Annotated in this window: 9 protein-coding genes; 6 read left to right on the top strand and 3 right to left on the bottom strand. The window is 41.4% G+C overall.

What is annotated here, in order from left to right:
* Window positions 1–127: 127 nt before the first annotated feature.
* The 4 genes from ACQK2H_RS12480 to ACQK2H_RS12495 are packed head-to-tail and all read left to right on the top strand — an operon-like array spanning window position 128 to window position 6,177.
* A complete protein-coding gene (locus ACQK2H_RS12480) occupies window positions 128–1,972 on the top strand; it encodes a peptidase M61 (RefSeq protein WP_425391775.1) in 1,845 nt (614 codons plus the stop codon).
* A 45-nt stretch (window positions 1,973–2,017) separates the two neighbouring features.
* Window positions 2,018–3,361, top strand: coding sequence for an efflux RND transporter periplasmic adaptor subunit (locus tag ACQK2H_RS12485; RefSeq protein WP_425391776.1), 1,344 nt, complete (start codon window positions 2,018–2,020; stop codon window positions 3,359–3,361).
* Between the two features lies 1 nt (window position 3,362).
* Entirely contained in the window at window positions 3,363–4,736 is a 1,374-nt protein-coding gene (locus tag ACQK2H_RS12490) for an ABC transporter permease (protein WP_425391777.1), read from the top strand.
* On the top strand, window positions 4,729–6,177 hold the full coding sequence (locus ACQK2H_RS12495; RefSeq protein ID WP_425391778.1) for a TolC family protein: 1,449 nt from the start codon (window positions 4,729–4,731) through the stop codon (window positions 6,175–6,177). Before ACQK2H_RS12490 ends, ACQK2H_RS12495 begins: the two co-directional genes overlap by 8 nt.
* A gap of 282 nt (window positions 6,178–6,459) precedes the next feature.
* Here ACQK2H_RS12495 and ACQK2H_RS12500 read toward each other — a convergent pair whose 3' ends face one another.
* Complete coding sequence (locus tag ACQK2H_RS12500; RefSeq protein ID WP_425391779.1) at window positions 6,460–7,386, bottom strand: SDR family oxidoreductase; 927 nt, start codon at window positions 7,384–7,386, stop codon at window positions 6,460–6,462.
* A gap of 172 nt (window positions 7,387–7,558) precedes the next feature.
* Window positions 7,559–9,310: a sodium:solute symporter family protein gene (locus ACQK2H_RS12505; protein ID WP_425391780.1), complete on the bottom strand. Its 1,752-nt coding sequence runs from the start codon at window positions 9,308–9,310 to the stop codon at window positions 7,559–7,561.
* Window positions 9,311–9,443: 133 nt separating this feature from the next.
* Here ACQK2H_RS12505 and ACQK2H_RS12510 point away from each other — a divergent pair, with 133 nt between their 5' ends.
* The gene (locus ACQK2H_RS12510) at window positions 9,444–11,813 is read left to right on the top strand and encodes an ABC transporter permease (protein ID WP_425391781.1); all 2,370 of its coding nucleotides are present in this window, start codon (window positions 9,444–9,446) and stop codon (window positions 11,811–11,813) included.
* Between the two features lie 113 nt (window positions 11,814–11,926).
* Here the strand turns inward: ACQK2H_RS12510 and ACQK2H_RS12515 are convergent, their stop codons facing one another.
* The gene (locus tag ACQK2H_RS12515) at window positions 11,927–13,288 is read right to left on the bottom strand and encodes an NAD-dependent succinate-semialdehyde dehydrogenase (RefSeq protein ID WP_425391782.1); all 1,362 of its coding nucleotides are present in this window, start codon (window positions 13,286–13,288) and stop codon (window positions 11,927–11,929) included.
* A 93-nt stretch (window positions 13,289–13,381) separates the two neighbouring features.
* Here ACQK2H_RS12515 and ACQK2H_RS12520 point away from each other — a divergent pair, with 93 nt between their 5' ends.
* A complete protein-coding gene (locus ACQK2H_RS12520; protein WP_425391783.1) occupies window positions 13,382–14,515 on the top strand; it encodes an FAD-dependent oxidoreductase in 1,134 nt (377 codons plus the stop codon).
* Window positions 14,516–14,527: the final 12 nt, after the last annotated feature.

The following is a 14,527-nucleotide window of genomic DNA, read 5'->3' on the forward strand; positions in this document are numbered from 1 at the left end:
GCAATTACCAATCAATCAAAAACCACAAAACACACAACCATTACCACTCATATAAATTAACAGCATTAAAGAAACAAAAGCTGTTATAAATAGTAGAATTGCACGGAATTTGAGCAACACCCAAATCATGAAAAAAACGTTAACACTCTCCCTTATACTAATAAGTCTTTTCTCCTTTTCACAAGGTGAATACAAAGTAAAAATTGACTTAACTCAGGCAAAGAATGATCAGGTTCCAGTAGAAATACTCGTTCCAAATATCGAAGGTGAATCCATCGAATATCACATGCCAAAAATTGTTCCCGGAACATATAGTATTTCGGATTTCGGACGATTCATTAGCGAATTCAAAGCGATTGATGCGGATGGAAACTTTTTGGAGGTTGATAACATCTCAACTAATAAATGGGTAATAAAAGACGCATCTAAATTGGATAAAATTACTTATTGGGTGGATGATTCCTTTGACGACTTCAAAGGTTACGGAAGCAACAGGCTTTTTGAGCCGGGAGGCATGAGTATCGAAGCTGATAACAATGTTTTTGTAATAAACACCTTCGGGTTTGTTGGGTACATAGACGGATATAAATTCAACCCGTATGAACTAACTGTGGTGCACAATGAGGAAATCAAAGGAGCCACATCATTAAAGAAAGAAGTAGAAACAGATACCTCTGACACTTATACAGCAGCCAATTACAACTTCCTGGCAGATGCTCCAATCATGTACAGCAAGCCGGATATTGTAACCAAAGAAATTGCCGGTGCAGAAATTTTAGTTTCAGTTTACTCGCCAAACAAAGTGCTATCTGCAGCAGATGTAATGGACAACATCGATGAGCTAATGGAAGCCCAGGCTAAATATCTGGGAGGTAAACTGCCGGTTGATCGATACGCATACCTCATTTATCTTTTTGACAGCCCAACCATTTCTGGATCATACGGAGCGTTAGAGCATTCGTACTCATCGCTTTACACACTTCCGGAAATGGATCCACAACGAATCAGTCAAACAGTAAAGGATGTCGCGGCACATGAGTTTTTTCACATTGTTACGCCCTTGAATATCCATTCAGAAGAAATTCATGACTTCAATTACATCGAACCTGAAATGAGCCAGCATCTTTGGCTTTATGAAGGAGTAACTGAATATTCTTCTCAGCACGTTCAGGTAAAGTATGATCTCTATGACCTTGAGGATTTCCTAGCTGAAATGCACAATAAGATAAATCAGCAGGAACAATACAATGTAGATATACCATATACTGAATTCAGTGAAAACATCCTTGAACCTAAGAATGAAAGACGATATGGAGATGTATATGCAGGAGGTGCGTTAATCGCCTGGTGTCTGGATCTGACAATCATTAAGTCAACCAACGGTCAAATGGATCTTCAATCGGTTTTGCGTGAGCTTTCTAAAAATTACGGTCCAATGAAAGCATTTAAGGATGAGGAATTATTTGGAGAAATTGAAAAAATAACCACCCCTGAAGTAGGCGAGTTCTTACGAACGTATGTAGGACATGCTAATAAACTGCCTTATTCTGAAATTTTGGGATGGTCCGGAATCCGATATGCTGAGGATAATGATGAGATGGTAATAACAGCAGGTAAATTCACACCTGCTCTAAATGAAAACCAGGAGATTTATGTGGCAGGAACTGACGAAATGAATGATTTTGGTAAGGATTTGGGGCTAAAAGAAGGAGATGTTCTTTTAGAGTGGGCAGGACAGGAAATAAACATTCAGTCATTTCAAGATGTCATCCAATCGTTCTATAACGACACAAAAGCTGGTGATAAAATTACTGTAATGGTAAGAAGGGAAGTAAAGGGTAAAACCAAAGAGGTTAAACTCAAAGCAAAGGCTAAAAAAGTAAAATCATCTCAGAAGCATTTACTGGAGGAAATAGAAAATCCTTCTCCTGAGCAGCAGAAAATAAAGGCATTTTGGTTAGGTGAAGCGTAACGTTTAATATCTCAATCGGTATTAGAATCGTAGAAGTATAATAGTATGAAGAGAAATAATAAAATATTCATTTTTGGAGGAGCCATTTTGGCTGTCATTTTGGTATTTGCATTCAGCGGAGGTTCTACGGATTCTGCCCCTGAAATAATCGTTGAAGTAGATCAGGGAGAGTTTGTGGTCGATATTACTACTTCAGGCTCTCTGGATGCCAAGAACTCTGTTCCAATCAAAGGACCTACCGGCCTTAGAAATTATCGTATTTGGAATGTCACAATTCAACACATAATTGATGAGGGGACTGAGGTGAAAAAAGGACAATATGTAGCCAGGTTGGACCCTTCCGAGCTAACAGGAAAAATAAAAGATGCACAACTTGAAGTAGACGAGACGCAATCTCAATTCACTCAAACACGTTTGGATACTGCACTAACCATGCGCCAGGCACGTGACGAACTTATTAACCTTGAGTACACTGTACGTGAAAAACAACTGACATTGGATCAATCACAATTTGAACCGCCTGCTACCATACAAAAGGCAGAGATTGAATTGGAGAAAGCGAAAAGAGGTCTACAACAAGCCAAAGAAAACTACGAAATCAAGCGTCAGCAAAATGTAGCAAAAATGCAAGAGGCATCCGCTGAGCTAAGAGGAGACAAAAACGAGCTTGAGGGTCTCATGGCATTATCCAAAGATTTTACGATCATGGCACCTCAGGATGGTATGTTGATCTATGAGCGAAGCTGGGATGGAAAACCGGTTAAAGCAGGGTCACAAGTCAGTGCCTGGGATCCTGTAGTAGCTACCCTACCCGATCTGAGTAAAATGATCTCTAAAACGTATGTAAATGAGGTGGACATTCGGAAGGTAAAGCCCGGTCAGAGTGCTGAAATAGGCTTTGATGCATTTCCTGACAAAAAGCTAAAAGGGAGAGTCACTAAGGTGGCAAATGTTGGTGAGCAAAGACCCAATTCTGATGCAAAGGTCTTTGAAGTGGAGATCGAAGTATTTGGAACCGACCCCCTATTGAAACCGGGAATGACTACCAGTAACAAAATCATTACTAAAACAGTGGAGGATGCACTCTATATCCCTTTAGAATGCTTGCATTCACAGTACGATTCTATCACGTATGTATTTAAGAAATCCGGAACTTCGACCGTGAAACAAGAGGTGATGATTGGTGATGCCAATGCAGAAAGCGTGCATATTAAAGCTGGCCTGGAGCCAGGTGAGCGGGTCCACCTTTCATCCGTTCAGGGTATGGAAAGCGAGGAGATCAGTCTAATTCCCGAAATGGACGGAAAACGGAACAACAAAGAGGAAGAGGTTGTAGAAGAGCCTTCTCAAAACAGACCTCAGCAAGGAAGACGAAGAAGAAGTAACTAAGATGAACAAAGAGCGAATCTTAGCCAATCTGGGAATTGCGATCGAAGCAGTTTTTGCTAACCGTATGCGATCCGTGCTTACTGCGCTGGGTATCATCTTTGGAGTTGCTGCTGTCATTGCTATGCTAGCCATTGGAAATGGTGCCCAGCAAGAGATTTTAGAACAAATCAAACTGGTTGGGGTAAATAACATCATCATCGAGCCAATCGTAGAGCAAACAGAAGAAAACCTGGCGGAGGAAGAAAATGGTGCAAAAGAGAAGAAGAAATTCTCACCGGGACTTACGCTTGGGGATAAAGAATCTATCCTGGAATCCATTCCAGGCGTAGAAACAATTAGTCCGGAAATATTGCTGGAAACCTACATCATTAAAAATGGTATCCGCAGATCAGCCAAGCTGGTAGGTGTAGAACCCTCCTACTTCGATATTTTCAACTTCACATTAGCTGAAGGAAAAATGTTTAACGAAAGCCAGCTGGATAAAGGGGAAGCGGTTTGTATCATCGGTAAATCTATCAAAGCCAAATTTTTCCCGTCTGAAAATCCCGTTGGAAAAATGTTGAAATGCGGCCCCAATTGGCTTAAAGTAATTGGTGTTTTAGATGAGCGATACATCAGTGAAAGTAGTATCAGCAAACTGGGCATTCGTGATTATAACATGGATGTTTATACTCCATTACAGACAGTCCTGGTACGGTATAAAAACAGAGCAATGCTGACTCAGGAAATGATTCAGGGAGCCAACAGAGGTTCGTCCGGAATGGTCTTCTTTGGTGGCGGTGGATCAAGCAGTAGCAACGATGATCAACAATCAACTAAAAACTACCACCAACTGGATCGTTTGGTTGTGCAAGTTGCTGAAACAGAAAAGCTAAATCCCACTGCCGATGTAATTGTTCGAATGCTTGAAAGAAAGCACAATCAGGTCGTGGATTATGAAATAGAAATACCTGAGCTCTTACTAAAGCAACAACAGCGTACCAATGATATCTTCAGCTATGTACTTGGAGCCATTGCCGGCATCTCACTGATAGTTGGTGGTATTGGCATTATGAATATTATGTTAGCATCGGTACTAGAGCGGATCAAAGAAATTGGCCTTCGTCTTTCAATCGGCGCGAAGAAAACTGATATCATCAACCAGTTCATGTTTGAATCCATGATGATCAGCATCAGTGGTGGTTTTATTGGCATTTTGCTAGGTGTGATTATGGCATCAGCAGTTAGTCGATTTGCCGAAATTCCTACTGTTATTTCATTTGGTTCAATCCTAATCTCTTTTGGTGTTGCCACTGCCATCGGGCTTATTTTCGGAATAGCCCCGGCAAGAAAAGCAGCCATGCAAGACCCTATTACTTCACTTAGATATGAATAAAATACTCATTACACTTTGCCTTATTGGATTTTCCCTGACAGCAAGTTCACAGATTGTTTATTCACTCGATAACATCATCGATTTGGCGAAAGGACAGTCTCCTCTGGCCAAACAAGCAGAAACCAGAAAAGAGAATCGATTCTGGCAGTATCGTTTTTTTAAATCTAATTACAACCCACAACTTGCATTAAGTGGTAACCTTCCTGCTTACAGTAATCAATTCATACCAGTAATTCAAGAAGATGGATCAACTCAGTTTCGCCCGGTAGAGCAAACCAATTCATCGTTGGCACTTGGGTTATTTCAACCAATTGCTCCTACGGGAGGAAGTATCTCAGTAAACACAAGAGCGAGTCAATTTCAGGACCTGGTAATTGATGATACCCGATGGAGAAGTACCATTGTAGACCTTACAATTAACCAACCAATTTTTGCTTTCAATGAGCTGAAGTGGGACAAAAAAACCGAACCAATCCGCTACGAGGAATCAAAAAGAAGTTATGTGGAAGAAATGGAGTTTGTATCCAGATCAGCCGTGCAGCGGTTCTTTGACTACCTTGATGCCCAGGTGAATTATCAGATTGCAGAGTTCAACCTATCAAATAACGATACCATCTATAATATTGAAAAAGGCAGGTATAACATCGGAACAACCTCTGAAGATAAGCTACTACAAGTGGAGCTACAGCTCCTAAGATCAAAGCAAGACCTTGCAAATGCTGAGCTAGATCTACAAACCTCACGATTGGCGCTTCGTACGTTCATAGGGCTTAACGAAGGTGAGAATTTTAACCTTGCACTTCCTGAAGACATTCCAATTTTTCCGGTAGATGAAGAGTTGGCACTTCAATATGCTAAGGACAACCGTTCAGATTTCATTGCATTTGAACGTAGAAGAATCGAAGCGGATGCACAGGTGGCTCAAGCTAAAGGTCAGCGATTTCAAATGAATCTGAACGCATCTTTCGGATTGAATAGCGCAGGTACGAGTTTTGATCAATCCTATCAAGATGCCCAAAATCAACAGTTTGCAAACCTTACGCTTAACATCCCAATTGTAAACTGGGGAAGAAATGAGGCTCGAATGAAGACTGCTTTGGCTAACAAGCAGCTGACTGATTATGTGATCGCACAGGAAGAGCAAAATTTTGAACAGGAAATAATCACACAAGTACGACAGCTGGATGTGCTTCAGCAACAGATTGAAATATCCAGGAAATCAGATGAAGTGGCTCAAAAGCGTTACGAGGTAGCACAAAATCGATATCTGATTGGTAAAATCGACATTACGAACCTCAACATCGCATTAACCGAAAAAGATAATGCTCGAAGAAGTTATATCAATGCACTTCGTGCTTACTGGATCGCCTATTACGATCTAAGAAGATTGACACTGTATGATTTTGCTAATAATGAGTTACTCTATACGGTGAATGATTGATTGGGTCGTCCCATCACTCTGAGTCTTGGGATGACTTCTAGATCTAACCATACTCAGAGTCACTCGCAGAGGACTCTGAGATCACATCGATCCCACACTTGCCACAAAATATAATGCCTTTATAGATACCTCTCCTGTTTATTAATTTCAAGATACTTGATAGATAATAATTCAATTAGTCCTCAGAGTCCTTTCCTTCTCTCAATACCAACCCTAAGTGACTCTGAGGGGGGAAGAATTTGATCTGAGTCATCCTACCACTCTAAAGGTTACAACGATTTACTAAATCTTCAATTTTCTCATTCCTTTGAAGTACAGCCACATCATTTTAAGCTTAGATCCTCCCTTCTTACGCCCCATCTCCATAGCGTCCCAAAGCTCCTCTGGAATAGCATCCAGCATATTAAACTCTCCTGCTCCTTTCAGCCATTCAGCACCGTCTATAGTAATAACTTCACCATTGATATAAGCTGAATAATCTGAAACAAGGTATGCAGCCAGATTGGCTAACTCCTGATGGTTCCCTACTCTGCCCACTGGTACTTTTTTAGCAGGATCGTATTTTTTCTTTAGGTCACCGGGTAGCAATCGATCCCATGCTCCTTCCGTGGGAAATGGTCCCGGAGCAATAGCATTACTTCGAATGCCATACTTGGCCCACTCCACTGCCAATGATCGAGTCATGGCCAGGACACCACTTTTAGCACAAGCTGAAGGTACCACATACCCGGATCCGGTCCAGGCATAAGTAGTCACAATACTGAGAATATTGCCTCCTTGCTTATTCTCAATCCAGTCTTTACCCATCGCTAGCGTGAAGTTGTAGCTTCCTTTCAGTACAATATCGACTACTGTATCAAACGCTCGGTGAGATAGTCTTTCTGTCGGGCTAATGAAATTACCTGCTGCATTGTTAAGTAGCACATCGACCTTGCCAAACTTCTCTTTAGCTTCTTTAATAACCCGCTCCACTTGCTCATACTCACGAACATCACAAGCCACACAATGAACAGGATACCCAGTTTTATCGGTTATCTCTTTTCCAGTCTCTTCCAAAACCTCAATCTTTCTACTAGTAATCACCAAATTGGCACCCAACTCTGAAAAATACGCTCCCATGGACTTACCAAGTCCTGTTCCTCCACCTGTAACTATGATTGTTTTCCCCTTCAAAGAATCAGGGCTTAGCATGCCTTGTGTGTGCGTCATAAGTCTGTTTGTTTGAATAGCAATATAGCCAAAGGAGCATAAAAAAAGAGGCCCTTGGAAAGGCCTCTACATTTAGGCAGTGAATAGAGCGGTGTACTCAGGTGTAAAGTACTGTACTTATCAAATGATAATCAATACCCAGTTTGGGGTATTTTTGAATTTTAACATTCGCTTAACCTTCCCACCATTTAATGATCAGATATACGGAGATAACGAAAAGAATCATTAGCCCAATTCCCATTACAATGTTTCCATAAATAAAACTTCCAATTGAGAATAATGCAGCGTATACACCGATTGTACCTACAAAAACAGAAAGAATGCTGTAACCAAAATTAGATGTTCCTTCTCTTGGGAATTTGCTCCACCCAATACCGGGTTTAACAATTGCTACAAAGGAGGCAAGTTTGGAATTGTCTTCAGGTTTTGTAAGAAGAGTAGTAAGTATCCATACTACTGTTGTAATTCCTGTGGCAATTAACAATCGCATGGTAAAAGGATCTAGCAATGAATGCTGCAACATTTCATCGGAAATAAAAAGGACCAGTACAAATGCATTAATGGTAGCTATCACCATTCCTACAATCTCAGTTATTGCATTGATTCTCCACCAAAACCACCTCAATAAAAAGATAGCTCCTGTTCCAGCTCCGGATAGTAGTAAAATATTGAACGCCTGAGTAGCATTTTCTAAAATGGTCAATGCAAGAACTCCGGCAAATACCATGAGCACAACTGTTGAGATTCTTCCAACAGCAACCAACTCTCTCTCTGATGCTTCAGGTTTTATAAATCGTTGATAGAAATCATTCACTACATAAGAAGAACCCCAGTTTAGATGTGTACTGATGGTAGACATATAAGCAGCAATCAAAGAAGCGACTACCAGTCCAAGCCAACCTGGAGAAAGTAGTGTAAGCATTACCGGATACGCAATATCATCCCCAAGATATTGCTCATTGATATTCGGAAAAGCTCTTTGTATGGAATCTAAATCCGGAAACAAAATAATGGACGCCAATGCTACTAGTATCCACGGCCATGGCCTCAGGGCATAATGTGCAAAATTGAAAAAAAGCGTCGCTCCTACGGCATGCTTTTCATTTTTTGCGGCCAGCATTCGCTGAGCGATATATCCTCCTCCTCCTGGCTCAGCTCCCGGATACCAAACCGACCACCACTGTACAGCTAAAGGGATGATGAACATTGAAACAACCAGTGATGTGTTGTTAAAATCCGGTACGATATCAAGTTTGCCTTCCAATGACTCATGGGTCAATAACCCTGAAAGCCCTCCTACTTGAGGTTGTGTTACTACCACATAAGCTGCATACACAGCACCAACCAATGCGATACCGAATTGAAAAAAATCAGTCCAGATTACACCTTTAATTCCACCTAAAGCTGAATAAGCTGCAACGACAACCGAAGCAACTAGCACAGTATAAATCGGCTCTAAACCGAACAAAATAGATGATATTTTGATGGCAGCCAATGTCACTGACCCCATGATCAGGCAGTTGAAGAACACACCGAGATATAGCGCTCTGAATCCACGAAGGAAAGAAGCAGCCTTTCCCCCATACCTCAATTCATAAAACTCCAGATCTGTAAGAATCCCTGATCGTCTCCATAACCTTGCGTAAATAAATACGGTCACCATACCTGTAACAAGAAATGACCACCAGGCCCAGTTTTTTGCTACACCTCCCTCTCGCACAAACCCGGTAACCAAATTAGGTGTGTCTGCTGAGAAGGTGGTTGCCACCATGGAAACACCTAGCAGCCACCAGGGCATAGACTTGCCCGCCAGGAAATATTCAAGAGAGCTTTTTCCAGCTGATTTACTTGCTAAAAGGCCTATGATTAAGACAATCAGGAAAAACGTTCCAATAACAATCCAATCAAAAAGGGATAATGCCATGATGGGTTAAGTTGGTTTTGGTGAAAATAATATGAAGCATGTAACCAATAGCTCTAACTCAAGTATTTCTTTTAATCATGCAACCTTTTATTAGTAATACCATCCTTAAATAACACTTTTAGCCACAACGCACATGCTGAAAAACTTCTTTCTTATCTCTATTCGAAACCTGAAGAAGAATGGTCTGTACTCCATTATTAATATCTCAGGTTTATCTATTGGTATCGTATGTAGTGTACTCATCCTCTTATGGGTCGCCGATGAAGTTTCATACGATAAGTTTTTGCCAAAATACGATCGATTATATCAAGTCTGGATCAGCTCAGATTTTGATGATAAAGTAAATAACTGGCGATCAGTTCCACTCCCAACCTATGAGGAGATGAAAGTGATTGACAGTAACATAAAAAACTCTGTAGTCACCGGATGGGGCGGTAGTCGTTTGCTTACTGCAGGTGACACCAGAATCACAAAGCGTGGGTACTATGTCAGTGAAGAGTTTCTGGAAATGTTTGAATTTCCCTTGGTTTCAGGTACCCACGAAGAAGCATTAAAAGATCCTATGTCAATTGTGCTATCCGAGTCACTCGCTAAAATTCTTTTCGGAGAGGAAGACCCAATCGGCAAACAAGTGAAGCTTGAAAATGAAGGCACGCTTCAAGTCAGCGCGATCGTGAAAGACGTACCTGAAAATTCCAGCTTTCAGTTTGATTACCTGGCAACATGGAAATACCGTGAGTCTGTCAATGAGTGGGTTAGAGATAACAAAGACAATTGGGGCAATTACTCCTTTCAGGTATTTGTAGAACTCAATGATCCTATTAGAGAAGTAGATGTAGAGCAAAGTATTTATGACCTAGCCATGGAAAAAGATGGGGAACATGGCATGGAGAAACACTTTTTCCTCCATCCTATGTCGCAGTGGCGATTATACTCTAACTGGGACGATGAGGGAAACCAGGCTGGAGGACGTAGCGACTATGTTCAGTTGTTCACCGCTATTGCCATCGTCATTCTGATCATCGCCTGTATCAATTTCATGAATCTTGCAACAGCTCGTTCAGAAAAACGAGCGAAGGAGGTTGGGATACGTAAAAGCCTGGGTACCAGTCGTACCCGCCTGATCTACCAGTTTATTAGTGAATCGATCTTCATCACATTCATTGCGTTTATCATCTCAGTGTTATTAACTGAATTGGCTCTGCCAGCTTATAACAGTCTGGTAGATAAAGAGCTTTACATCAATTATGCTTCTCCTGTTTTTTGGTTAGCGTCAGTAGGAATCATTTTTGTCCTCGGAATTATCGCCGGTAGCTACCCTGCCTTCTACTTGTCTTCATTTAGGCCAGTGGAAACCTTAAAAGGAACAGTAAAAGCAGGAAAGGGAGCGACAACACCTCGTAAAGTTCTGGTCATTATGCAATTCGCTTTTTCTATCGTTTTGATGATCAGTACGGTCGTGATTTTCCAACAGATCAATCTGGTAAAAAACAGAGACCTGGGATATGATCAGGAAAGACTGATTGCTATTGAGCTAACCGATGATTTGAGAGAAAATTATGCGGTCGTGAAACAAGCGCTTGAGTCATCCGGATTAGCAGAGTCAGTCACAAGGTCTAATTCACAAATCACTCAGATCAACTCAAACAATTTCCTGGGGTGGCCGGGCAAACCTGAAGATCGGAGGGTGATTTTTACTACCATTACCACAACTTATGACTATGCCAAAACGATGGGCATAGAAGTATTGATGGGACGTGATTTCTCTAAAGAATATGGCAGTGATTCCAGCTCGATAGTGATTAATAAAGCGGCACTAGATATCATGGGACTGGAGGATCCCATCGGAACGAACCTCGATCTTTGGGGAAGCAAGCGAAAGCTTATTGGAGTAGTGGATAATGTCTTGATGGGTTCACCTTATGATCCTGTAAAGCCTATGTTCATGATTTTGGATGATTGGGGCGGTTACATTTCCATTAGACTGAAAAAGACAAACGATCTTCAGCAGACTCTCGCCGGGGTAGAAGAAATCTTTACGAAACACAACCCCGCCTATCCATTTGAATACAATTTTGCAGATGTGGAATTTGAACGAAAATTCACAACCATTAACCTCACCAGAAAGCTGGCTAGTTTGTTTGCAACCCTAGCCATGATCATCACAGGCCTTGGTTTATTTGGACTTGCTTCATACACCGCTGAGCAGCGTATTAAAGAAATCGGCATTAGAAAGGTTCTTGGTGCTTCCATTACTAGCTTAATGGGATTGATGTCTAAGGATTTTGCTAAGCTGGTCGTTTTATCATTCCTTTTGGCTGCTCCATTTGCCTGGTATTTGTTGGATCAATATCTGGACAGGTATACCATACGTGTCACTATTGCCTGGTGGATCTTTCCAACTACAGGAATTATCGTACTCCTCTTTGCTATTATAATTGTCTCCGATCAGGCCAGGCGTGCTGCAAAAGCCAATCCCGTTCAATCTTTAAGGAATGAGTAACAAGTTACATTGGGAAATGACTATCCCCTTGAGGGGATTATAGGGGTGTTTTTTGAGTTATCAGCATAATATCTCCCGTTCCCCTTCAAAGGAAGAATACATCTTAATACAGATTATTTAACATAAACCGTCTTCACATTCACAAATTCTTTGATTCCATGGTGGGATAATTCCCTTCCAAAACCACTTTCGTTGATGCCTCCAAACGGCAAACGAGGATCTGAAGAAACCATTTCATTTACAAAGCAAGAGCCAGCCTCCAGTTTATTGGCAGCTAAGTACTCTGCCCGTTTTACATCTCTGGAAAAAATGGCTCCCCCAAGTCCATAAGAAGTATCGTTAGCAACCTTAATAGCCTCCTCCTCATCTTTTACAGAAATGACAGTAGCCACCGGACCAAACAACTCCTCCTCGTAAGCAGGCATACCTTTTTTCACATCGGTGAGAATCGTTGGTGGGTAGTAATACCCCTTCATATTCGGCACTTCGCCTCCTATAATGCATTTAGCTCCGGCTTCAATTGTCCGCTTGACCTGATCATGAAGCTGATCACGATACTTCTCTCCAACCAATGGACCAAGATCTGTTTCATCATTCGTTGGATCTCCATAGGTATATGATTTCATTTCCTTAACCAACCGTTTTTCTACCTCCTCTTTAATCGATTCGGGAACAATGAATCGCTTGGCACTAATACAACTTTGCCCATTGTTTTTCAACCGACTAGCTACAGTAGTCTCAATGGCTAAATCCAGATCGGCATCTTCCAGAATGATGTATGGATCACTACCACCTAGCTCTAAGACGCATTTTTTTAGCACCGCACCTGCCTGCTTTGCTACTTCCTTACCTGCCCGTGTACTTCCGGTCAGTGTTACAGCCTTAACATCCCTGTGTTCAATCACATCAGAAGCCTGTTCATTAGAAATGAAAAGCTTGCTAAATACGCCTTTTGGAAATCCGGCTTTTTCAAATACAGAGGCAATTGCTTCAGCACATCCCGGCACATTGGGTGCATGTTTGAGGATTGCAACGTTTCCGGCCATTAAGCTTGGTGCAGCAAAACGAAAGACTTGCCAAAACGGATAATTCCATGGCATTATCGCAAATACAATTCCCAATGGCTGATGGCTTACATAGCTCTTTGAGGCATCCGATTCAATTATTTCATCCTTAAGAAATTCCTCCGCATGCTCTGCATAAAACTCACATACCCAGGCACATTTCTCTACTTCGGCCTCACTTTCCTTTAAGGTCTTTCCCATCTCATCTGTCATGATGCGTGCAAAAGCTGATTTTTCAGACATTAGTACATCAGCAGCCTTTTTCATCAATTCTGCTTTATAAGCTACCGGAGTTTCTTTCCAATCTTTAAAGGCTTTGTTTGCTTTCTCTATGGTCGCGATTACTTGTTCATCCGTATGATTCTGGTATTCTTTGAGCGGCTGCTCGGTGGCTGGATTTATTGCTTGCATGGTAATTTTCAATTCTGTTTAAGTAATTTGAATGCCTTTTGTGAGTACCTTTTTACTTCTATAATTAAAGTCAATAACTACGATTTTGTTGTCATGACACCTTCACAACAACAGGAAAGCCGAAGAAATTTCATGAAAAAGCTGGGAGCGGCAGGAATCATGATGTCTGTAGGACTTCCCTCATTCGCATACGATCCTGTATTGGATACCCATTCACTACCCACTGGATTAAATCCTGTTAAAGTCTCAGCCAATCGGTTGATTCGGAAAGTAGTGGGCTTACGACCTTATCGTCCTTCCGGTTTTAACCTGGATGTTCAAAAGCTCGATGAAAAAACCATCATTCATAACTATGGACATGGCGGTGGTGGCATTTCGCTTTCATGGGGAACTGCAAGTCTGGCAATCGATAAGATTGAATTATCTAGTAAAGATCCTGTCGCGGTACTTGGAGCAGGAGTAATCGGACTTTCAACTGCCATCCTGCTGCTTAAACAAGGAAGGCCTGTGACGATATATACAAATAAGCTACCACCAAGCACGACCTCCAATGTAGCTGCAGCCTTTTGGGCTCCAGTATCTGTCTACGAGGCTGATAAAGTCGATACCGGCTTCATGAATGACTTTAATCAGGCATCTAAAATTTCTCAGCGTATGTTTCAAGATCTTGTAGGCAGCAGGTACGGTGTGTGGTGGATTAAAACGTACTTCTTAGGTGGTAATTTTGATTTTCCGGGTGGCAAATCACTTTATCCAGACTACAAACACTACAATGAAGAATCCTCTCCATTTAGCGGATATATGGAAACCGAAGAGGTGCATTCACTAATGATTGAACCTCCCATTTATCTAAAAGCCCTTTTGGATGATTTCTATCAGCTAGGTGGAAAGTTGATCATACGAAGGTTCAATCGTAAAAGTGAGCTCACCCAACTCAAGGAATCTGTGATCATGAACTGCACAGGACTAGGAGCAAATGAACTATTTGAGGATAAAACACTTATTCCGGTAAAAGGACAACTTGCAGTGCTTCTCCCCCAGGAAGAAATCCAGTATGGATATGTCTATCCTTCGTACAATGACCTTCTTTACATGTTTCCACGAAAAGATGGAATCATTTTAGGTGGTACTTCGGAAAAAAACATCTGGACATCCAATACCGATGAAACCGAAATCAATCGGATACTTAAAGGTCATCAGCGAATAGCTGCTGGACTTAAACCATAACCTGACTGAAAC

Source organism: Ekhidna sp. (genome assembly GCF_965228795.1).
GTDB lineage: Bacteria > Bacteroidota > Bacteroidia > Cytophagales > Cyclobacteriaceae > Ekhidna.

Excerpts from the sequence above, each read along its gene's own strand:
- ACQK2H_RS12490 (WP_425391777.1), top strand. The coding sequence starts at position 3,363 with ATGAACAAAGAGCGAATCTTAGCCAATCTGGGAATTGCGATCGAAGCA.
- ACQK2H_RS12500 (WP_425391779.1), bottom strand. The coding sequence starts at position 7,386 with ATGACGCACACACAAGGCATGCTAAGCCCTGATTCTTTGAAGGGGAAA.
- ACQK2H_RS12480 (WP_425391775.1), top strand. The coding sequence starts at position 128 with ATGAAAAAAACGTTAACACTCTCCCTTATACTAATAAGTCTTTTCTCC.
- ACQK2H_RS12495 (WP_425391778.1), top strand. The coding sequence starts at position 4,729 with ATGAATAAAATACTCATTACACTTTGCCTTATTGGATTTTCCCTGACA.
- ACQK2H_RS12515 (WP_425391782.1), bottom strand. The coding sequence starts at position 13,288 with ATGCAAGCAATAAATCCAGCCACCGAGCAGCCGCTCAAAGAATACCAG.
- ACQK2H_RS12505 (WP_425391780.1), bottom strand. The coding sequence starts at position 9,310 with ATGGCATTATCCCTTTTTGATTGGATTGTTATTGGAACGTTTTTCCTG.
- ACQK2H_RS12510 (WP_425391781.1), top strand. The coding sequence starts at position 9,444 with ATGCTGAAAAACTTCTTTCTTATCTCTATTCGAAACCTGAAGAAGAAT.
- ACQK2H_RS12520 (WP_425391783.1), top strand. The coding sequence starts at position 13,382 with ATGACACCTTCACAACAACAGGAAAGCCGAAGAAATTTCATGAAAAAG.
- ACQK2H_RS12485 (WP_425391776.1), top strand. The coding sequence starts at position 2,018 with ATGAAGAGAAATAATAAAATATTCATTTTTGGAGGAGCCATTTTGGCT.